17 protein-coding genes are annotated in these 19,083 nt (G+C 75.0%); 13 read left to right on the forward strand and 4 right to left on the reverse strand.

Going from position 1 to position 19,083, the window contains the following annotated elements:
- Positions 1–6: 6 nt before the first annotated feature.
- Complete coding sequence (locus V5O49_RS10740) at positions 7–1,050, reverse strand: adenylate/guanylate cyclase domain-containing protein (protein WP_278236840.1); 1,044 nt, start codon at positions 1,048–1,050, stop codon at positions 7–9.
- A 68-nt stretch (positions 1,051–1,118) separates the two neighbouring features.
- Positions 1,119–1,991 carry a biotin--[acetyl-CoA-carboxylase] ligase gene (locus V5O49_RS10745; RefSeq protein ID WP_332902237.1) on the reverse strand — a complete coding sequence of 291 codons (873 nt, stop codon included), beginning with the start codon at positions 1,989–1,991 and terminating at the stop codon, positions 1,119–1,121.
- A 134-nt stretch (positions 1,992–2,125) separates the two neighbouring features.
- Between V5O49_RS10745 and V5O49_RS10750 the strand changes: the two genes are divergently transcribed.
- The 11 genes from V5O49_RS10750 (at position 2,126) to V5O49_RS10800 (ending at position 13,992) form a co-directional block, all read left to right on the forward strand.
- The gene (locus V5O49_RS10750; RefSeq protein WP_278236838.1) at positions 2,126–3,703 is read left to right on the forward strand and encodes an acyl-CoA carboxylase subunit beta; all 1,578 of its coding nucleotides are present in this window, start codon (positions 2,126–2,128) and stop codon (positions 3,701–3,703) included.
- A gap of 39 nt (positions 3,704–3,742) precedes the next feature.
- A complete protein-coding gene (locus V5O49_RS10755; RefSeq protein WP_332902238.1) occupies positions 3,743–4,288 on the forward strand; it encodes a hypothetical protein in 546 nt (181 codons plus the stop codon).
- Positions 4,285–4,524 (forward strand): acyl-CoA carboxylase epsilon subunit, encoded by a 240-nt coding sequence (locus tag V5O49_RS10760; RefSeq protein WP_278236836.1) that lies wholly within the window; start codon positions 4,285–4,287, stop codon positions 4,522–4,524. Before V5O49_RS10755 ends, V5O49_RS10760 begins: the two co-directional genes overlap by 4 nt.
- Positions 4,521–5,075: a hypothetical protein gene (locus V5O49_RS10765; protein ID WP_332902239.1), complete on the forward strand. Its 555-nt coding sequence runs from the start codon at positions 4,521–4,523 to the stop codon at positions 5,073–5,075. Before V5O49_RS10760 ends, V5O49_RS10765 begins: the two co-directional genes overlap by 4 nt.
- Before the next feature lie 116 nt (positions 5,076–5,191).
- Positions 5,192–5,923 (forward strand): tyrosine-protein phosphatase, encoded by a 732-nt coding sequence (locus tag V5O49_RS10770; protein ID WP_332902240.1) that lies wholly within the window; start codon positions 5,192–5,194, stop codon positions 5,921–5,923.
- Between the two features lie 82 nt (positions 5,924–6,005).
- A complete protein-coding gene (locus tag V5O49_RS10775; RefSeq protein WP_332902241.1) occupies positions 6,006–7,760 on the forward strand; it encodes a DUF885 domain-containing protein in 1,755 nt (584 codons plus the stop codon).
- Between the two features lies 1 nt (position 7,761).
- Positions 7,762–8,682: an AEC family transporter gene (locus tag V5O49_RS10780; RefSeq protein WP_332902242.1), complete on the forward strand. Its 921-nt coding sequence runs from the start codon at positions 7,762–7,764 to the stop codon at positions 8,680–8,682.
- Between the two features lie 119 nt (positions 8,683–8,801).
- Positions 8,802–9,506, forward strand: coding sequence for a Maf family protein (locus V5O49_RS10785; RefSeq protein WP_332902243.1), 705 nt, complete (start codon positions 8,802–8,804; stop codon positions 9,504–9,506).
- 176 nt (positions 9,507–9,682) lie between these two features.
- Positions 9,683–11,488, forward strand: coding sequence for an acetyl/propionyl/methylcrotonyl-CoA carboxylase subunit alpha (locus tag V5O49_RS10790; protein ID WP_332902244.1), 1,806 nt, complete (start codon positions 9,683–9,685; stop codon positions 11,486–11,488).
- 9 nt (positions 11,489–11,497) lie between these two features.
- Positions 11,498–11,998, forward strand: coding sequence for an NUDIX domain-containing protein (locus V5O49_RS10795; protein WP_405001190.1), 501 nt, complete (start codon positions 11,498–11,500; stop codon positions 11,996–11,998).
- Entirely contained in the window at positions 11,995–13,992 is a 1,998-nt protein-coding gene (locus V5O49_RS10800) for an endonuclease/exonuclease/phosphatase family protein (protein ID WP_332902246.1), read from the forward strand. Before V5O49_RS10795 ends, V5O49_RS10800 begins: the two co-directional genes overlap by 4 nt.
- A 33-nt stretch (positions 13,993–14,025) precedes the next feature.
- On the opposite strand, the gene V5O49_RS10805 is transcribed toward V5O49_RS10800, so the two are convergent.
- Positions 14,026–15,474: an NAD(P)H-quinone dehydrogenase gene (locus V5O49_RS10805; protein ID WP_332902247.1), complete on the reverse strand. Its 1,449-nt coding sequence runs from the start codon at positions 15,472–15,474 to the stop codon at positions 14,026–14,028.
- A 59-nt stretch (positions 15,475–15,533) separates the two neighbouring features.
- Here V5O49_RS10805 and V5O49_RS10810 point away from each other — a divergent pair, with 59 nt between their 5' ends.
- Together V5O49_RS10810 and V5O49_RS10815 are read left to right on the forward strand one after the other, a co-directional pair.
- Entirely contained in the window at positions 15,534–16,385 is an 852-nt protein-coding gene (locus V5O49_RS10810) for a purine-nucleoside phosphorylase (protein ID WP_332902248.1), read from the forward strand.
- Between the two features lie 10 nt (positions 16,386–16,395).
- Positions 16,396–18,162 (forward strand): phospho-sugar mutase, encoded by a 1,767-nt coding sequence (locus tag V5O49_RS10815; RefSeq protein WP_332902249.1) that lies wholly within the window; start codon positions 16,396–16,398, stop codon positions 18,160–18,162.
- Positions 18,163–18,268: 106 nt separating this feature from the next.
- On the opposite strand, the gene V5O49_RS10820 is transcribed toward V5O49_RS10815, so the two are convergent.
- Positions 18,269–19,081 carry a siderophore-interacting protein gene (locus V5O49_RS10820; RefSeq protein WP_332902250.1) on the reverse strand — a complete coding sequence of 271 codons (813 nt, stop codon included), beginning with the start codon at positions 19,079–19,081 and terminating at the stop codon, positions 18,269–18,271.
- Positions 19,082–19,083: the final 2 nt, after the last annotated feature.

Raw genomic sequence — 19,083 nt, forward strand, 5'->3', positions numbered from 1 at the left:
CGGGCGCTACCCCGTGTAGGCCCGCTGCAGGCGGACCGGCGTGATCTCCCCCAGCCCCTGCACGTCCTGCGGGGGCTGGGCGGTCAGGGCGTACTTGGCCGACGAGCTGAGCAGCGCCGCCGTCGGCGGGTCGACGAGCACGCTCGCGGGCTCGGCCAGCTCCGAGATGCGCGAGGCCAGGTTGACGTCCGGCCCGAACACGTCGCCGAAGCGGGACAGCACCCGGCCCCACACGAAGCCGACCCGCACCGGGATCTCCTCCTCGCTGGAGTGCGGGGCGGCCAGCCCGAGCGCGCACTCGGCCCCGGTGGCGACGTCGTCGGCCACGAACAGCACCGCGTCGCCGATCGTCTTGACCACGCGGCCGCCCGCCTCGGTGATGACGTCGCGGGCGCGGGACTCGAAGAGCTGGACGTACTCGGACAGCTCCTGCGAGCCGAGCCCGGCCGTGCGCTTCGTGAAGGACACGATGTCGGCGAACCCGATCGCGCGGCGCAGCGGCAGCTGGTCGCCGGGCAGCTCGGTGCCGTGCGAGCCCCCGAACTCGGTGGCGAACCGGCCCATCAGCGCCGCGAGCTGGCGGCGCCACGCGTGCTCGAGCTGGCGGGCCAGCACGTCCGCGAACCCCGGGATGCGGTCCAGCGCCGCCAGCCGGGCGCTGACGTCGTCCAGGTCGAACCGCCGGCCCAGGTGCTCGACGAACGCCTCCACCTGCCACAGGGCGAGCCGGTCCGAGGTGTGCCCCAGCGAGCGCACCAGCGTCATCTGCGCCTGCTGGTCCAGCTCGCCGGCCGCGATGAGCTCGCCGATCTCCCGCAGCGACTCCAGGTCGGCCGCGGTGAACCGCGCCTCGGCGGGGTGCGTCACCGGCAGCCCCAGCCAGCGCCAGTAGTTCTCCACGAACTCCGGGGACAGCCCCGTCCCCTCCACGAGGTCGGCGAAGGTGTAGATGCGGGGACCGCCGAGGATCGCCTCGTCGGTCCGCCGCGCGGTGTCGGCACGTTCCTGAGCAGCGCGCTCGCGCGGTTCCTGGGGGGTCTGGCTGGTCACGGGGCCACTGTAACGGGGGTCACCTGGGCGGAACCTGGACGTCCGCGGCGCGAACCCGCCGCGCCGTCTCAGACGCGCCGCAGGTGGTGCACGTCGCCCGCGGTGACCACGCGCTCGCCGGCCGCGGTCGCCAGCACCAGGGCGCCGTCGTCGGCCACCCGGACGGCCTCGCCCTCGACGGACCCCGCCCCGCCCGCGAGCTCGGCGCGCACCGTCCGGCCGAGCGTCGCGCTGACCTCGGCGTACTCGCCGGCGAGACCCGCCTCGACCGCGTCCCCGCCGGCGGCCTCCCACCGGGCCACGAGCGTGAAGAGCTCGCCGGTCAGGCCCACGAGCAGCTCCCCGCGGTCCAGGTCGCGGCCCGCGAGCGCCACCGAGGTCGCCGTCGGCACGGGCAGCTCCTCGGCCCGCTGGTCCACGTTGAGCCCGACGCCGACCACGACGACGGGTGCGTCGTCGGCGTCCCCGGGATCGCCGGGTGCGGTGACGGGCGCGGCGTCGGGCACCACCTCGGCGAGCACGCCGGCGACCTTGCGGAACCGGCCCAGCCCCTCGACCGCCGTCGGGGCCGGGAGCAGCACGTCGTTGGGCCACTTGACCTGGGCCCGCACCCCCTCGGCGCGCAGGGTGCGTGCCAGCGCGAGCCCGGTCAGCAGCGGCATCCACCCGAGCTCGTCGGTGGGGACGTGAGGTCTCAGCAGGAACGAGACCGTCAGCGCGGCGTGGGCCGGCGTCTCCCACGTCCGGCCGGCGCGCCCACGCCCGGCCTGCTGGTGCTCGGCGACCAGCGCCGCCGGGATCTCGGCGCCGGCCCGCGCCCGGGCGACGAGGTCGGTGTGGGTCGAGGCGGCGGCCTCCACCACGTCGACCCGGGCGAGGGGTCCGGTCGGGGCGAGCAGGGCGGGCCGCAGCGAGGCGACGTCGAGAGGTGGGCGCGTCATGCCTCCATCGTGGTACCTCGCACCGACCCCGCGGGACGGACGCGGCGGGATTGTAGGAAACCTCCAAGAACGCCGGGGGCGACAGAGCCTGTCGCGCATCGCCCCACGGGCCACCGACCCCTAGGGTCGCCAGTGTGAAGACCACTGCCGAGAAGCTCGCCGAGCTCGACCGACGCCGCGCGGCCGCGGTCACCGAGCCCGAGGAGAACGCCCGGACAAAGCAGCACGCGCGCGGCAAGAAGACCGCCCGCGAGCGCATCGACGACCTGCTCGACGAGGGCAGCTTCACCGAGCTGGACGCCCTCGCGATGCACCGCAGCCGCAACTTCGGCATGGACGCCAAGCGGCTGCCGGGTGACGGCGTCGTCGTCGGCCACGGCACCATCGACGGCCGCCAGGTCTGCGTGTTCTCCCAGGACTTCACCGTGTTCGGCGGGTCCCTCGGCGAGGTGCACGGCGAGAAGATCGCCAAGGTGCAGGACCTCGCGCTGCGGATCGGCGTGCCGATCATCGGCATCTCCGACGGCGGCGGCGCCCGCATCCAGGAGGGTGTGGCCGCGCTGACGCAGTTCGCCGAGATGTTCCGCCGCAACGTCGCGGCCTCCGGCGTCGTCCCGCAGATCTCGCTCATCCTCGGCCCGAGCGCCGGCGGGGCGGTCTACTCCCCCGCCCTGACGGACTTCGTCGTCATGGCCGACCAGACGTCGAACATGTTCATCACCGGCCCGGACGTCATCAAGACCGTCACCGGCGAGGACGTCGACTTCGAGACCCTGGGTGGCGGGCACACGCACAACGCCACCTCCGGCGTCGCGCACTACCTGGGCGCCGACGAGGACGACGCGATCGACTACGTGCGCCACCTGGTCGGCTACCTGCCGCAGAACAACCTCTCCGACGCCCCCACGTTCGCGCCCGAGGCGGAGACCGAGCTGGACGTCACCGCCGACGACGAGGTGCTGGACACGATCGTCCCCGACGGCGACAACCAGCCGTACGACATGCGCGCCGTCGTCGAGACCGTGCTCGACCCGGACTCGTTCCTCGAGGTCCAGCCGCTGTACGCGCAGAACGTGCTCGTCGGGTTCGGGCACGTCGAGGGCCAGAGCGTCGGCATCGTCGCCAACCAGCCCCAGTCGATGGCCGGCACCCTGGACATCGCCGCCTCGGAGAAGGCCGCGCGGTTCGTGCGCACCTGCGACGCGTTCAACATCCCCGTGCTGACGTTCGTCGACGTGCCCGGGTTCCTGCCCGGCGTCGGCCAGGAGCACGACGGCATCATCCGCCGCGGCGCCAAGCTCATCTACGCCTACGCCGAGGCCACGGTCCCGCTGGTCACCGTCATCACGCGCAAGGCCTACGGCGGCGCGTACATCGTCATGGGCTCCAAGCAGCTCGGCGCGGACGTCAACCTGGCCTGGCCGACGGCGCAGGTCGCCGTCATGGGCGCCTCCGGTGCGGTGAACATCCTGCACCGCCGGGCGCTGAAGGCCGCCGGCGAGGACGGTCAGGACGTCGAGGCGGAGCGCGGCCGGCTGACCGACGAGTACACCGAGGCCATCGTCAACCCGTGGGACGCGGCCGAGCGCGGCTACGTCGACGCGGTGATCCGGCCCTCCGAGACCCGCGTGCAGGTGGTCCGGTCGCTGCGTGCCCTGCGCACCAAGCGCGCCAGCCTCCCGCCGAAGAAGCACGGCAACATCCCGCTGTGAGGCGGCCATGAACCGCCGACGTTCTGAGAAGATCGACCGATGAGCCACGAGGACGCCACCCACGGTCCGGCACCGCTGGGCGACGTGGACCCCGAGCCGATGCACCGCGCCGTGGAGACGCTCGCCGCGGCGCTGCACCAGTACGTCGACGCCGCCGTGGGGGTGCGGGCCGAGTTCGGGGCGACCGAGGCGGACGAGGACCCGCGCATCCTCGCGCTGGAGAACCGGGTCGGCACGCTCAACGCCTCGCTGTTCGACACGCTGCACGACGCGCTCGGCATGCACCCGGACCTGACGACGTCGGTGTGGGAGCCGGAGCCCGGCAGCCGGCCGGAGGAGAGCGGTGAGGAGGACCTGCCCGAGGGCACGATCTCCGCGGAGGTGTTCTACCTCGGGTTCGTCGTCGCGGACCCGCCGCCGGGAGCCTCGATGACGCTGAACGGCGTCATCGAGCTGCTGGACGAGGCCGGTCAGGACGCCGCGACACGGATGGCCGAGGGCGGGTACCAGGTGATGGAGTGGGCCGCCTCGCGCGGCCTGGCACCGGGCTTCGGCAACGACCCCGACGACGAGGAGGACGCATGACCCCGCAGGTACGCGTGGTGCGCGGAGCACCGGACGACCTGGAGGTGGCCGCGCTCGTGGCCGGGCTGGCGGCCGTGACCGCGGACGACGAGCTGCCCGACGACGTCGCGCCCGTGGACGAGTGGACCAACCACGCCCGCAACCTGCGCGGCAACGGGGCGGCCACGGCCCGCAGCTTCGGGGGCCGGGCCGGCCGCCACAACATGGACGCCTGGCGCTGGAGCTTCCGGTCGTGAGCGTGCGGTGGCAGCAGGTCGACTCCGTCGCCGACGTCGAGGCGCCGCTGGGCGACCTGCCCGACCCGGAGAAGCCCGGCTGGGTGCGCCGGTGGCTGTGGGCACCCGCGCTGGCGGCCTCCGTCGCCGTCTACGTCACCCAGCGGCTCGTCGAGAACCCCTCGGGCGAGCTCGAGATGTGGCTGATGCTCGCCCTGCTGGCCCTGCTCATGGTCACCGCCGTCGCGGCGCTGGTCCGCTACCGCGACGACCAGCACGTCGCCCGCGCGACCCAGGACGTCGCGGCTCTGCGGCGCGACGCCCGGGCCACGACGGGCTCGGTGACCGTCTCCGAGCGGCCCGTCGGCGACGGCGTCATGCTGCGGGGGCTGCTCACCTACCCCCGCGAGGACGACACGGCCGAGGACACCTGGTCGCTGCTCGTGGCCGACGGCGACGCCCCGGGCCCTCGCCCCGGCGACCCGGCCGCCGTGTGGTGGGCCCCGGGCTCGGACACCGTCGTGGCGCGGTACCACCGCGGCTGGGCGGACGAGCTGCGCCGTCGGGCCTGAGCATCCCTCCGCCACGATCGAGCGTCTCTGTTCCTCCGGAACCAGGGTCTGATTCCGGAGGAACAGAGACGCTCGACACCGCCGGCACCCCAGCCGACGCCCGCTAGGTTGTCGGGGTGCGCGAGCTCGACTGGACCGGCTGCCCGAACGTCCGCGACCTGGGAGGGCTTCCCACGTCGCTCTCCGCGACCGGGGCCACGCTCACCGGTCGGATCGCCCGTGGGCCGCGGCGTGAGCTGCTCACCGAGTCCGGGTGGTCAGCGGCCCGCGACTGGGGGCTGACGACGGTGGTCGATCTTCGGTGCCCCGACGAGGTCGGTCCCCGCACCGGGGATCCCGTCGTCCGCCCCGCGGTCACGGAGAGCGTCACCGTGCTCCTCGCGCCGACCGAGGACCACGCTGACGCCGAGTTCCGGCGGACCTGCTTCCCGATCCTCGACTCACCCGCGTACTGGTCGCACAACTGGCGGATCCTGCCGCACCTGGTGCGGTCCGCGCTCGAGGCGATCGCCGACGCTCGGCCGGGGGTGCTCGTGCACTGCTCGGCAGGGCGGGACCGCACGGGGATGATCAGCGCGCTGCTGCTCGGGAACGCCGGCGTCGCCCCGGACGACGTCGCCGCCGACTACGCGACCTCCGTCCGCGCGATGGCGGGCCAGGCGTCGCAAGCCCCGACGGCGGACCGCCAGCAGACCTGGACCGCCGAGCAGGTGGAGTCCTGGGTGACGCGGACGACGCCGCTGGTGCGCGATGCCGCGTCCTGCACGGACGAAGCCTTCGACGCCATCGGGCTGTCCACGGAGCACCGGCACCGGCTTCGTGGTCTGCTCACCACGGAGACCCTGTGATCGAGCGTCTCTGTTCCTCCGGAACGAGGCGCTGATTCCGGAGGAACAGAGACGCTCGACGCCGTCGGATAGCCTCGGGCACGTGACCCACGACACCTCCGGCGCCCTGACCCCGAGCGCCACCACCAGCGCGCCCCGCACCCCCACCGCCCTCGACGCCGCGGCCGATGCCTACGTCCGCCGCTTCGCCGCCCTGGAACCGATCGCCGCGTCCTTCATGGGACTGCCCGGGCACGACCACGAGCTGCCCGACCTGTCCCCCGCCGGTCACGAGGCGCGGGCGGACCTGGACCGGGCGCTGCTGCGCGAGCTGGACGAGCTCGAGGCCGCGGGCACGACCCCCGTCGACGACGTCGACCGGGTCACGCTGGCCGCGATGCGCGAGCGCGTGGGTCTGTCCCTCGAGCTGCACGACGCCGGTGAGCCCCAGGCGAGCCTGAACAACATCGAGTCGCCGGTCCAGCAGCTGCGCGACCTGTTCGACGTCGTCCCCACCGGGACCGTCGAGGCGTGGGAGAACATCGCCGCGCGCCTCAACTCCGTCCCGGAGGCGCTGGCCGGCTACACCGTGTCGCTGCGCTGGAGCGCCGAGCGGGGCCGTGTGGCAGCGATCCGCCAGGTGCGCGCCGCCACCTCCCAGGCCCGCGACCTCGCCGGTCCGGAGTCGACCTTCACCGCCCTGGTGCGGGGCGACGACGCCGCGCGCGTCCTGGACGACTCGGCCGCCTGCAGCCTCGTGCGGGCCGAGCTGGAGCGGGGTGCCGCCGCCGCGTGCGCGGCCTACGGCGAGCTGGCGGACTTCCTGGAGCACGAGCTGGCCCCGCAGGCGCCGCAGCAGGACGCCGTGGGCCGCGAGCGCTACGCCCTGTTCTCCCGCGAGTTCCTCGGCGCCGAGGTCGACCTGGACGAGACCTACGAGTGGGGTCTGGCCGAGCTGGCCCGCATCGTGGCCGAGCAGGAGGCCGTCGCCCGCGAGATCGCCGGCCCCGACGCCACGGTGGCCGACGCCGTGGCGGTGCTCGACGCCGACGCCGACCGGCAGCTGCACGGGACCGACGCGCTGCGCGCCTGGATGCAGACCACCGCCGACGCGGCGATCGAGGACCTGGCCGGCACCCACTTCGACATCGAGGGGCCGGTGCGCACCATCGAGTGCCGCATCGCCCCGACCCAGACCGGCGGCATCTACTACACGCCGCCCAGCGACGACTTCTCGCGCCCGGGCCGCATGTGGTGGTCGGTGCCGCCGGGCGTCACCGAGTTCACCACCTGGCGCGAGACGACCACCGTCTACCACGAGGGCGTCCCCGGCCATCACCTGCAGTGCGCCGCCGCGGTCTCGGCCAAGGACAGCCTGAACTCCTGGCGCCGGCTGGCCTGCTGGGTCTCCGGCCACGGTGAGGGGTGGGCGCTGTACGCCGAGCGCCTCATGGCCGACCTCGGCCACCTGGACGACCCGGGCGACCGGCTCGGGATGCTGGACGCCCAGCGCCTGCGGGCGGCCCGCGTCGTGCTCGACCTCGGGGTGCACCTCGGCAAGCCGTGCCCCGAAGAGTGGGGCGGCGGCACGTGGGACGCCGACAAGGCCTGGGGATTCCTGACCTCGAACGCCGACATGGACGCCGAGTTCCTGCGCTTCGAGCTGGACCGGTACCTCGGCTGGCCGGGCCAGGCGCCGTCGTACAAGGTCGGCCAGCGGCTGTGGGAGCAGATCCGCGACGACGCCCGCGCGACCGCGGAGTCGCGCGGCGAGGAGTTCGACCTGCGCGCGTTCCACGCCCGGGCGCTGGGCCTCGGGTCGGTCGGGCTGGACGTGCTGCGCGAGGCGCTCGCCTGACGTGCAGGGTGTCGTCACCGGCTTCGCCATCATCGGCGTCGTCATCGTCGCCGGGTACGTGGCCGCGCGGCTGCGCATCGGCGGGCCGGGCGCCCGCGAGGCGCTGAACCGCGTCGGGTTCTTCATCGCGTCCCCGGCGCTGCTGTTCACGGTGGTGGCCGACGCCGACCTCGGTCGGCTGCTCGGTGCGCCGCTGATGGTGCAGCTCACCGCCGCGCTGACCGCCGCGGCCGTGTTCGTCGTCGTGAACCGGCTCTGGTGGCGGCTGCGGGTCCCGGAGGCGACGATCGGCGCGCTCGGGTCCGGGTACGTCAACGCCGGCAACATCGGGCTGCCCGTGGCGATCTACGTGCTCGACGACGCCACGGCGGTGGTGCCGGTGATCGGTCTGCAGCTGCTGATCGTCTCGCCGCTGGTGCTGCTCCTGCTGGACTCGGCGACGAGCCGGAAGGTCTCGCTCGGGTTCGTCGTCAGCCAGCCGGTGCGCAACCCGATCATCCTCGGCGCGCTGGCGGGCGCGGCCGTGTCCCTGACCGGGGTGACGGTGCCGGACATCGTCCTGGCGCCGCTGGAGATCCTCGGCGGGGCGGCCGTGCCGATGATCCTGCTGGCGTTCGGCATGTCGCTGCACGGGTCGCGGCCGTTGCGGGGCGAGGAGGGGCGGGCGCCCGTGGTCGTGGCCACCGTGCTCAAGGCGCTGGTCATGCCCGCGGTCGCGTTCGCCGTCGCCCGGTTCGGGTTCGGCCTGGACGACGCCGCGGTCGCCACGGCGGTGACGCTCGCCGCGCTGCCGACGGCGCAGAACATCTACAACTACGCCGCCCGGTTCCGCCGCGGCGAGGTGCTGGCCCGCGACACGGTGCTGATGACGACGCTCGCCTCGCCGCTGGTGATGATCGTCGCGGCCGCCCTGCTCACCTGAGCGCGCCCCCGTCGTCCGTTGTGGGCATGAAATCTGCAACCCTGAACCGAATCACCACTGCAGATTTCATGCCCACAACGGGACAAGCGGGTGGGGCGGGAGCGAGTAGGGTGCCGGACGTGACGCGACTCGTGCTGGCCAGCCAGTCCCCCGCCCGCCTGTCCACGCTGCGCAGCGCCGGCGTCGACCCCGCCGTGATGGTCAGCGGCGTGGACGAGGACGCCGTGCTGGCCGCCGCCCGCGAGCGCTACCCGGACCTGCCGCCGTCGGACGCCGTGCTGACGCTCGCGCAGGCCAAGGCCGAGGAGGTCGCCCACCGCCTCGAGGACACCGGTCAGGACGACGTCGACGCACCCGCCGGTCTGGTGCTCGGTTGCGACTCCATGCTGGAGATCGACGGCGAGGTCGTCGGCAAGCCCGCCGACGCCGACGAGGCCCGCGAGCGCTGGCGGTCCATGCGCGGGCGGTCGGGCGTGCTGCACAGCGGCCACTGGCTCGTCGACACCCGCGACCCGGACGACGGCGGCACGGGCGCGACGCTCGGCGCCACCAGCTCGACCACCGTCTGGTTCGCGGACCTCGACGACGACGAGATCGACGCCTACGTCGCCACGGGCGAGCCGCTGCACGTCGCAGGCGCGTTCACCATCGACGGCCTCGGCGGACCGTACGTCGACCGGCTGGAGGGCGACCACCACGGCGTGGTCGGGGTGTCGCTGCCGCTGCTGCGCGCGCTGCTGGCCGAGATCGAGGTGCCGTGGCACACGCTGCGCGACGGCAACCCCGCGGGCGACTCCGCCGGCACGTCCACCGGCACCGCCTGAGCACCCCGCCCGCCTGACGAATCCGCCAACGCACGCCCCCGCTCCGGGGCGCCGGACCCCCGGTCCATGTGGGATGTGCACAAACGCCCGCGATCCGCGTTGGCACCCGGCACAGACTTCCGGACGGGGCCCGCACGGAGTACCGGCGCAGGGGTCGGCGCGCGTTACCGTGAGCCGTGCCCTCCATCAGCAAGGTCCTCATCGCCAACCGTGGTGAGATCGCCGTCCGCATCGCCCGTGCCTGCGCCGACGCCGGCATCGCCTCCGTCGCGGTCTACGCCGACCCGGACCGGCAGGCGCTGCACGCCCGGCTCGCCGACGAGGCGTTCGCGTTGAACGGCGCTCGCGCCGCCGACACCTACCTCGACGTGGACAAGCTGCTCGACGTCGCGCGCCGCTCCGGCGCCGACGCCGTGCACCCCGGCTACGGGTTCCTGTCGGAGAACGCGGGGTTCGCCCAGGCCGTCCTCGACGCCGGGCTGACCTGGATCGGTCCGCCGCCGTCGGCGATCGAGTCGCTCGGCGACAAGGTCAGCGCCCGGCACATCGCCCAGCGGGCCGGAGCCCCGCTGGTCCCCGGCACGAAGGACCCCGTCGCCGACGCCTCGGAGGTCCGCGCGTTCGCCGCCGAGCACGGTCTGCCGATCGCCATCAAGGCCGCCTACGGGGGCGGCGGCCGCGGTCTGAAGGTGGCCCGCACGCACGAGGAGATCGACGAGCTGTACGACTCCGCCGTGCGCGAGGCCGTCGCGGCCTTCGGCCGGGGCGAGTGCTTCGTCGAGCGCTACCTGGACCGGCCCCGGCACGTGGAGACGCAGTGCCTGGCCGACACGCACGGCAACGTCGTGGTGGTCTCCACCCGCGACTGCTCCCTGCAGCGCCGGCACCAGAAGCTCGTCGAGGAGGCCCCCGCGCCGTTCCTCACCGCCGAGCAGGAGGCCGAGCTGGACCGCGCCTCGAAGGCCATCCTGCGCGAGGCCGGGTACGTGGGTGCCGGCACCTGCGAGTTCCTCGTGGGCACCGACGGCACGCTGTCCTTCCTCGAGGTCAACACCCGCCTGCAGGTCGAGCACCCCGTGACCGAGGAGGTCACCGGCATCGACCTGGTGCGCGAGCAGCTGCGGATCGCCGACGGCGCCGCGCTCGGCTACGAGGCCACCACCGTGCGCGGTCACAGCCTGGAGTTCCGCATCAACGGCGAGGACCCGGCCGCCGGGTTCCTGCCCGCCCCGGGCACCGTGTCCACGCTGCGCTGGCCGTCCGGGCCGGGCGTGCGCGTCGACACGGGCGTCGTCGAGGGCGACAGCATCTCGGGCCTGTTCGACTCCATGATCGCCAAGCTGATCGTCACCGGCGCCACGCGCACGCAGGCCGTGCAGCGGGCCCGTCGGGCGCTGCGCGAGCTGGAGGTCGCCGGCATCCCCACGGTCGTGCCGTTCCACCGTGCCGTGCTGGAGGCGCCGGACTTCGTCCCGGCCGCCGGCGAGGACGCCGGGGCGGACGACTTCGCCGTGCACACCCGGTGGATCGAGACGGACTTCGCCGACGAGCTGGCCGCCCTGTCCCCCGCCGCACCGGCACCGGTCGTCGACGAGGAGGAGCCGGCCGAGGCGTCCCCCGAGCGTGTCGTCGTCGAGGTCGGCGGACGCCGCCTCGAGGTGGTGCTGCCGGCCGGTCTGGGCATGGCCGCGGGCCGGGCCCGCCGCGCCGACGCCGCCCGCCCGCGCCGGGCGCGCCGCAACGGGCGGGCCGCCGCCGGCGGGAACGCCGGCACCACCCTGGCCTCCCCCATGCAGGGCACCATCGTCAAGGTGGCCGTCACCGAGGGCGACGAGGTCGCCGAGGGCGACCTCGTCGTCGTGCTCGAGGCCATGAAGATGGAGCAGCCCATCACCGCCCACCGTGCCGGCACGGTGACCGCGCTCAGCCTGGAGCCGGGCGCGGGCGTCTCGGCGGGCACGGCCATCTGCGAGATCTCCTGACCGGTGCCCCTGCCTCCCGGTGTCCCGCACCACCGTCACCCCGGTGACGGCTGGGTGACCTGCGGGGACCACCGGCACTGGGGCCTGCACGGCGCCGCCGGGCTTTTCCTCGTGCGCCACGACGTCGCGGCGTCGTCCGAGGCGACCCACGTCGTGCTCCAGCACCGCGCCACGTGGTCGCACGAGGGCGGCACCTGGGGCATCCCGGGAGGCGCCGTCCAGCCGACCGAGTCCGCCGAGACGGGGGCGCTGCGCGAGGCCGCCGAGGAGGCCGGGATCGACCCGGCGATCGTGCGGGTGGTCGGCGAGCACGTGCTCGACCACGGCGTGTGGACCTACACGACCGTCGTCGGCCACGTCACCGCCGGCGTCGAGCTGGTCCCGGCGGCGACCGACCACGAGAGCATCGAGGTGGCCTGGGTCCCGGTGTCGGCCCTGGCCACGCTGCCGCTGCACCCCGCCTTCGCGCAGGCCGTACCGCGCCTGCTCACGATAGCCTCACGAGGATGAGCCCGACCGCGCGCGACCGGCACTCGCTGCTGCTCCTCGCGCTGGTCACCGCGATCGTCGCCGAGCTCGTCCGGGCCAGCGGCCCCCTCCTGGACCACGCTTTCGCGGCGGGGGTCACCACGGCCGCGCTGGCCGCGCTGGCGACCTATCTCGCCCCGGCCGTGCTCGTCGCCGCTCTCACCGCCGGCCGCCCCGTGTCGGGACGCACCGTGCTGGTGGCCGTGTCACTCCTGGTGGCCGCCCGCGTCGGGCTGCAGGCCCTCGGCGCCCGGATCGCCACCGTCCCGCCGGCCCCCGAGCTCGGCGAGCTGCGCTTCTACGGCGGCCTGGGCACGGTCGCGCTCGGGTTCGGCACGCTCGTCCTGGTGGCCGCGTTCGCCTCCGGGACGTCCGCGGAGCCGGCCGACGACGGCGCTCCACCGCCCGGGCCCGGGTCGCTCGTCGCCCGCGGCGTGACGCTGGGGCTGCTGGGCGCGGCGGCGGTCGCCGTGCTGCAGGACACCTGGGACGCCGTGTGGCGGTCGGACGCTGCGAGCTGGGCGGTCACCGGGCTCCTGAGCGCCGGGGCGCTGGTCGTCGCGGTCCGGCTGCGCCGTCGCGGCCACCGGCCGGGGGCGCGCGGGCTCTGGCTGCTAGGCCCCTTCCTCGCGCTCGGCGTCCAGGCGTTCGCCAACCCCGCCTTCGTCGCCTCGACCACGGGACTGCCGCTCGCCGCGGCCTCCGGTGCCACCGCCGTGGCGGCGCTGGGGGTCGGCGTGGCGCTGTCGGTCCACCGGCCGACGGTCGGTCCCTGGGCGGCCGCCGTGGCGTTCGTCGGCGGCACCTGGCTGCTGTTCCTCACCGTGCCCCTCCTGGCCGACCCTGCCCCGGTCTGGTCCTGGGCCCTGCTCGTGGTGGCCACGGCGCTGCCGGCGGCCGGGGCACGCACGCTCGCCGCGGCCTGGTCCCGGCCCACCCGGGTGCTGCGCGGCCGGCGGCTCGTGGGCGTCACCGCGGCCGCCGGGCTCGGTGCCGCCCTGCCGCTGCTGGTGTACCAGCTGCACTTCGAGGTCCCGCTGCCGGTGCCCGCGGGCCTGGTCCCGGTGGTCGCGGCCGCCGTCGTGGCGCTGCCCGCCCTCGTGGGGTCACGTCGGCTCGCCCGGCTGGCCCCCACCGCCGGACCGCTGCTGACCGGCGCCGTGGCGCTGCTCGCCGTCATCGGCACGGCGACGACGTTCTGGAGCGGTCCCGGCAGCGCGGACGGCCGCGAGCAGGACGTCGCGGACGACGACGCGCTCACGGTGCTGTCGTGGAACGTGCACTACGGCGTCGGGCCGGGCCCGTCGGTGCGCCTGGGCGAGATGGCCGACGTCGTCGAGGACTCCGGGGCCGACGTCGTCGCCCTGCAGGAGGTGTCCCGCGGCTGGGTGCTCGGCGGCGGTGCCGACATGCTCTCGTTCCTCGCCGACGCGACCGGGATGGAGCACGCCTTCGTCCCCGCCGCGGACCGGCGCTTCGGCAACGCGCTGCTGTGGGACCCGGAGCGCGTCACGGCCTCCGACGTCGACCGGGTCGCGCTGCCGTTCGGCGACGGCCCGCAGGACCGCTCGGCGCTGGCGGCGACGTTCCGTCCGGCCGGCGGCGACACGACGACGGACGGCGTCCGCGTCGTGGTGACGCACCTGCAGCACCGCGAGGAGAGCCGCACGACCCGGCTCGAGCAGCTCGACGCGCTCTTCGACGCCGAACCGGTCGACGGTGCGTACGTACTGGCCGGCGACCTCAACGCCGAGCCCGGGTGGCCCGAGATCGCCGCGCTCGAGGAGCGCGGCCTGGTCAGCGGCCAGGACGCCGTCGGCGACCCCGCCGTGCTGACCTCGCCCGCCGTGGACCCCCGCTACCGCGTGGACTGGATCCTCGCCTCCGCGGACCTGGAGTTCACCGCGTTCGAGGTGCTCGACGCGACGACCTCGGACCACCGGCCGCTCGTCGCCACCGTCGCCCCGGCGGGCTGAGCGGCAGCGGGACCGCCAGGACGGGTCGGCCGGTCAGACCGTGAGCTGGCCGTGCAGCACCCGGGCGGTCTCGCCGATCGTGCCGGTCAGCGACGGGTACACGGTGAAGGCGTCCGCCACGTCGTCGACCGTCAGCCGGTGCGAGACGGCCAGGGTCACGGGGAAGATCAGCTCGCTCGCGCGCGGGGCGACCACCACGCCGCCGAGCACGACACCGGCCTCCGGGTGGGCGAACAGCTTGACGAAGCCGTCGTGCACGCCGTGCATCTTCGCGCGCGGGTTGCGCGCCAGCGGCAGCGTCGTGGTGATGTAGCGCGACCCGCGCTCGCGCAGCCGCGCCTCGGACTCCCCCACCGTGGCGATCTCCGGCGCGGTGAAGATGTTCGCCGCGACGTTGCCCAGGCGCAGCGGCGCGACGGCGTCACCCAGGGCGTGCGCCATGGCGACGCGGCCCTGCATCGCCGCCACCGAGGCCAGCGGCAGCACCCCGGTGCAGTCGCCGGCCGCGTAGACGCCGCGCACCGAGGTGCGCGAGACCCGGTCGACCTCGATGTGGCCCGACGACCGGACCTCGACGCCGGCCTCGGCCAGCCCGAGGTCCTCGGTGTTCGGCACGCCGCCGACGGCGATGAGCACGTGGGATCCCTCGACCACCCGGCCGTCCTCCAGCGTGACGGCCACGCCGTCCTCGGTCCGCTCGGCCGCGGCGGCCCGCGAGCGCGACATGACCGTCATGCCGCGGGACCGGAAGACCCCCTCGAGGAGCTCGGCGGCGTCCTCGTCCTCGCCGGGCAGCACGCGGTCGCGCGAGGACACCAGCACGACGTCGGAACCGAGCGCCTGGTAGGCGCCGGCGAACTCGGCGCCGGTGACGCCGGAGCCGACGACGATCAGCCGCTCGGGCAGCTCGTCGAGGTCGTAGAGCTGGGTCCAGGTCAGGATGCGCTCGCCGTCGGGCGCGGCGGTGGGCAGCGTGCGGGGCGTGGCCCCGGTGGCGATCAGCACGATGTCGGCGTCGAGCGTGCGCTCCGCTCCGCCGTCGGACGGCGTGACGACCACGCGGCTGGGGCCGTCGAGCCGGCCGGAGCCCTCGACGACGGCGACGCCCTCGCGCTCCAGGCGGGCGCGGATGTCGGCCGACTGCGCGGCGGCCAGGGCCAGCACACGGGTGTTGACCGCCTCCAGGTCGACGAGCGCGCGGCGTGCCTCCTGGTCGTCGCCGGGCGCGACCGGCGTCTTGCCGGAGCGGATGCCGAGCTCGGGCGCCGACTCGGCCAGAGTCAGCCACTCGGCGGTGGCGATGAGCGTCTTGGACGGGACGACGTCGGTCAGGACGGCGGCGCCGCCGAGGCCGTGCCGCTCGACGACCGTCACCTCCGCCCCGGCGCGGCGGGCCACGTGAGCCGCCTCGTAGCCTCCGGGGCCGCCGCCGATGACGACGACGGTGCGGTTGGGTCCGGCAGGGGCATTCTTCTCGGCCATCACGGGTGCCATTGTGTCAGCACCGGCGGAGGGGCGCGGGCAGGGATACCCTCGGGTCCATGAGCACCACACCTGCTACGACGCCGGATCTCGACGACCCGGCGACCGACCCGTTCGACGTCGCGCGGGCCGCGGCCGACCACATCGCCGAGGTGACGGGAGTCAGCGGCCACGACGTCGCCCTCGTCCTCGGGTCCGGCTGGGGCGGGGCCGCCGAGCTCGTCGGCGACGTGGTCGCCGAGGTCCCCACGCACGAGATCCCGGGGTTCGCGCGGCCCTCCGTGGTCGGACACGCCGCGACGACGCGCTCCATCCGCGTCGAGCGGCCCGACGGCTCGACCCGCAACGCCCTGGTGATCGGCGGACGCACGCACCTGTACGAGGGCCGCGGGGTCCGCCGGGTGGCGCACGGCGTCCGGACCGCGGCGGCGACGGGGTGCACGACGGCGGTGCTCACCAACGGCTGCGGCGGCCTGCACATGGCCTGGCGCCCCGGGCAACCCGTGCTGATCAAGGACCACCTGAACCTCACCGCGACCTCCCCGCTGGAGGGCGCGACGTTCGTCGACCTCAGCGAGGTCTACTCGGAACGGCTGCGCGACGTGGCGCGGTCGGTCGACGCCGAGCTGCCGGAGGGCGTGTACGCCCAGTTCCCCGGCCCGCACTACGAGACCCCGGCCGAGGTCCGCATGGCCGGCGTGCTCGGCGCGGACCTGGTGGGGATGTCCACGACGCTGGAGGCGATCGCGGCGCGGCACACCGGCATGGAGGTGCTGGGGATCTCCCTGGTGACCAACCTCGCCGCCGGTGTCAGCCCGCACCCGCTGTCGCACGACGAGGTGCTCGAGGCCGGCCGGGCGGCCGGCCCGCGGATCAGCGACCTGCTGGCCCGCATCGTCCGCGAGATCTAGGGGGACCAGGATGACGGAGTCCTTGGACGAGCTGCTCGCCCGTGTCGAGCACTGGATCCGGCACGACGTCGACGACACGGACGTCGACGAGCTGACCCGGCTCGTCGGGTACGCGGCGGCCGACGGCGGCACCCGGCACCCGTCGGCGCTCGCGGAGCTGCGCGACCGGTTCGACGGCACGCTGGAGTTCGGCACGGCGGGGCTGCGCGGCACGATGGCGGCGGGCCCGAACCGGATGAACAGCGCCGTCGTCGTGCGCACCGCGGCCGGGCTCGGCACGTACCTGCACGAGGCGCTCGGCGCCGGGGCGGGGCCGCGCGTGGTGGTCGGCTACGACGCCCGGCACCGGTCCGCGGACTTCGCGCGCCGGACCGCCGAGGTGCTGACGGCGGCCGGGGTCGAGGTCCTGCTGCTGCCGGCCGCGCTGCCCACCCCCGTGCTGGCGTTCGCCGTCCGGCGCCTGGAGGCCGACGCGGGCGTGATGGTCACCGCGAGCCACAACCCCGCGGCGGACAACGGCTACAAGGTCTACCTCGGCGGACGTGTGGTGACCGACGAGGGCCAGGGCGCCCAGCTCGTCTCCCCGTACGACGAGCGCATCGCCGCCCACGTGGCCGCCGTCGGCCCGGCGGACGAGGTGCCGCGCCACGCCGAGGGGTGGACGGTGGTCGGCCGCGAGATCGTCGGCGACTACCTGGCCGCCCTGGCTCCGCTGCGCACGGCCGCCCCCGAGGCCGCCTCCCGGCTGACGATCGTGACGACGTCGCTGCACGGCGTGGGCGGGCCGCTGCTGGCCCGGGCGCTGGCCGACGCCGGGTTCACCCGCGTCATCCCGGTCGAGGAGCAGGTCGCCCCGGACCCCGACTTCCCGTCGGTGGCCTTCCCGAACCCGGAAGAGGCCGGCGCGATGGACCTCGCGCTGGGGCTCGCGATCGACTGCGGCGCCGACCTCGTCATCGCCAACGACCCCGACGCCGACCGGTGCGCCGTCGCCGTGCTGGACGTCACCCAGGGCACCCACCAGGGGGTCGAGACGGCCCGGTCCAGCGGCTGGCGCATGCTGCACGGCGACGAGGTGGGCATCCTGCTCGGCAGCGAGGCCGTGGCACGCGCGGTGGGCCGGCCCGGGGCGACGGTCGCCAGCTCGGTCGTGTCCTCGCGGGCGCTGTCCCGCATCGCCCGGGACGCGGGCGTGCAGCACGCCACGACGCTGACCGGGTTCAAGTGGATCTCCCGCGCCCCGGAGCTGGTCTTCGGCTACGAGGAGGCGCTCGGCTACTGCGTGGACCCCGAGAACGTGCGGGACAAGGACGGCATCAGCGCGGCCGTCGTGGTCGCCTCGCTCGCGGCCCGTCTCAAGGCGGCCGGCCGGACGCTCATCGACGACCTCGACGACGTCGCGCGGGCGCACGGGCTGTTCGTCACCGGGCAGCTCTCGGCCCGCTTCAGCGACCTGAGCGAGATCCCCGCGGCGATGTCCCGCCTGCGCTCGGACCCGCCGCGCGAGCTCGGCGGGTCGCCCGTGCGCGTGGTCGCCGACCTGGCGGACGGCTACGAGGGCCTGCCGCCCACGGACGGCGTGCTGCTGCTCGCCGAGGACGACACCCGCGTCGTCGTGCGCCCCTCGGGCACGGAGCCGAAGCTGAAGTGCTACCTGGAGGTCGTCACCCACGTGGCCCCGGACGCGACGCCGCTCGACGTCGGGACGGCCCGCGTCGCGGCGCGGGAGCGCCTGGGCGACCTGTCCAAGGAGATGAACGCGGCGCTCGGGTTCTGACCCGCTCCCCGTTCTCCGCTCCTCCCTCTCACGCCGAGATCGACGCACCCGTGCCGAGATCGACGCACGGTGCGTCGATCTCGGCACGGGTGCGTCGATCTCGCGGTCAGGGGGTGGCGAGGGCGGCGTCGTCCTGCTCGACGGCGGCGGTCCAGTCCTTCTTCGCGGCCCGCCAGGCCTCGTCGTCGTGGCCGCGCCGCCAGTACCCCGACGCCGAGAGCCGCTCGCGCGGGACGCCGAGCACGGAGCGGGCCCAGCGGCGCAGCGTGCGCACGCACCCCGCCTCGCCGTGCAGGAACGCGTGCGGGACGCCGTCGGGCAGCGCGCCGGCCGCGTGCAGCCGCTGCACGGTGTCCTCCAGGGTGACGTCCCCGCGGTGCACCCACGTGATCGTCACGTCCGCGGCGGAGTCGACCCCCTGCTCGTCCTCCGGTCCGGGGACCTCGACGACGGCGTGGGCCCGCGCGCCTGCGGGCAGCGCCTCGAGCGCGGCGGCGACGGCGGGCCAGGCCGAGTCGTCACCGACGAGGAGGTGCCACGGCGCCTCGGGGTCGGGGGCGTAGCCGCCACCGGGTCCGAGGAACGTGACCTGCTCCCCCGGTCGCGCGACCGCGGCCCAGGGGCCGCCGAGGCCCTCGTCGCCGTGGACCACGAAGTCGAGGTCCCACTCGGCGTCGCGGACCGCGCGGATCGTGTAGGTGCGCACCACGGGTCGGGCCCCCTCGACCGGCGGCGGGCCGACGACGAGCTTGACGTACCGGTCGGTGAACTCCGTCGGGTCGAGGCCCGGCAGGTCTCCGCCGGTCAGAGTGATCCGCACCATGTGCGGGGTCAGCCACCGCACGGCGCCGACGGTCGCGGACTTCGGGGTGCGCTTGCCGGCGGGCGGGCCGCTGCGGCGCTCGGTCGTCTCAGTCATCG

Origin of the sequence: Isoptericola haloaureus, from assembly GCF_036689775.1 — a bacterium.
Lineage (GTDB): Bacteria > Actinomycetota > Actinomycetes > Actinomycetales > Cellulomonadaceae > Isoptericola > Isoptericola haloaureus.

What these genes read in the sequence shown, in the direction of transcription:
- V5O49_RS10815 (WP_332902249.1), top strand. Translation starts at nt 16,396, where the DNA reads ATGACGGAGTCCTTGGACGAGCTGCTCGCCCGTGTCGAGCACTGGATC.
- V5O49_RS10805 (WP_332902247.1), bottom strand. Translation starts at nt 15,474, where the DNA reads ATGGCCGAGAAGAATGCCCCTGCCGGACCCAACCGCACCGTCGTCGTC.
- V5O49_RS10810 (WP_332902248.1), top strand. Translation starts at nt 15,534, where the DNA reads ATGAGCACCACACCTGCTACGACGCCGGATCTCGACGACCCGGCGACC.
- V5O49_RS10755 (WP_332902238.1), top strand. Translation starts at nt 3,743, where the DNA reads ATGAGCCACGAGGACGCCACCCACGGTCCGGCACCGCTGGGCGACGTG.
- V5O49_RS10745 (WP_332902237.1), bottom strand. Translation starts at nt 1,991, where the DNA reads ATGACGCGCCCACCTCTCGACGTCGCCTCGCTGCGGCCCGCCCTGCTC.
- V5O49_RS10800 (WP_332902246.1), top strand. Translation starts at nt 11,995, where the DNA reads ATGAGCCCGACCGCGCGCGACCGGCACTCGCTGCTGCTCCTCGCGCTG.
- V5O49_RS10820 (WP_332902250.1), bottom strand. Translation starts at nt 19,081, where the DNA reads ATGACTGAGACGACCGAGCGCCGCAGCGGCCCGCCCGCCGGCAAGCGC.
- V5O49_RS10760 (WP_278236836.1), top strand. Translation starts at nt 4,285, where the DNA reads ATGACCCCGCAGGTACGCGTGGTGCGCGGAGCACCGGACGACCTGGAG.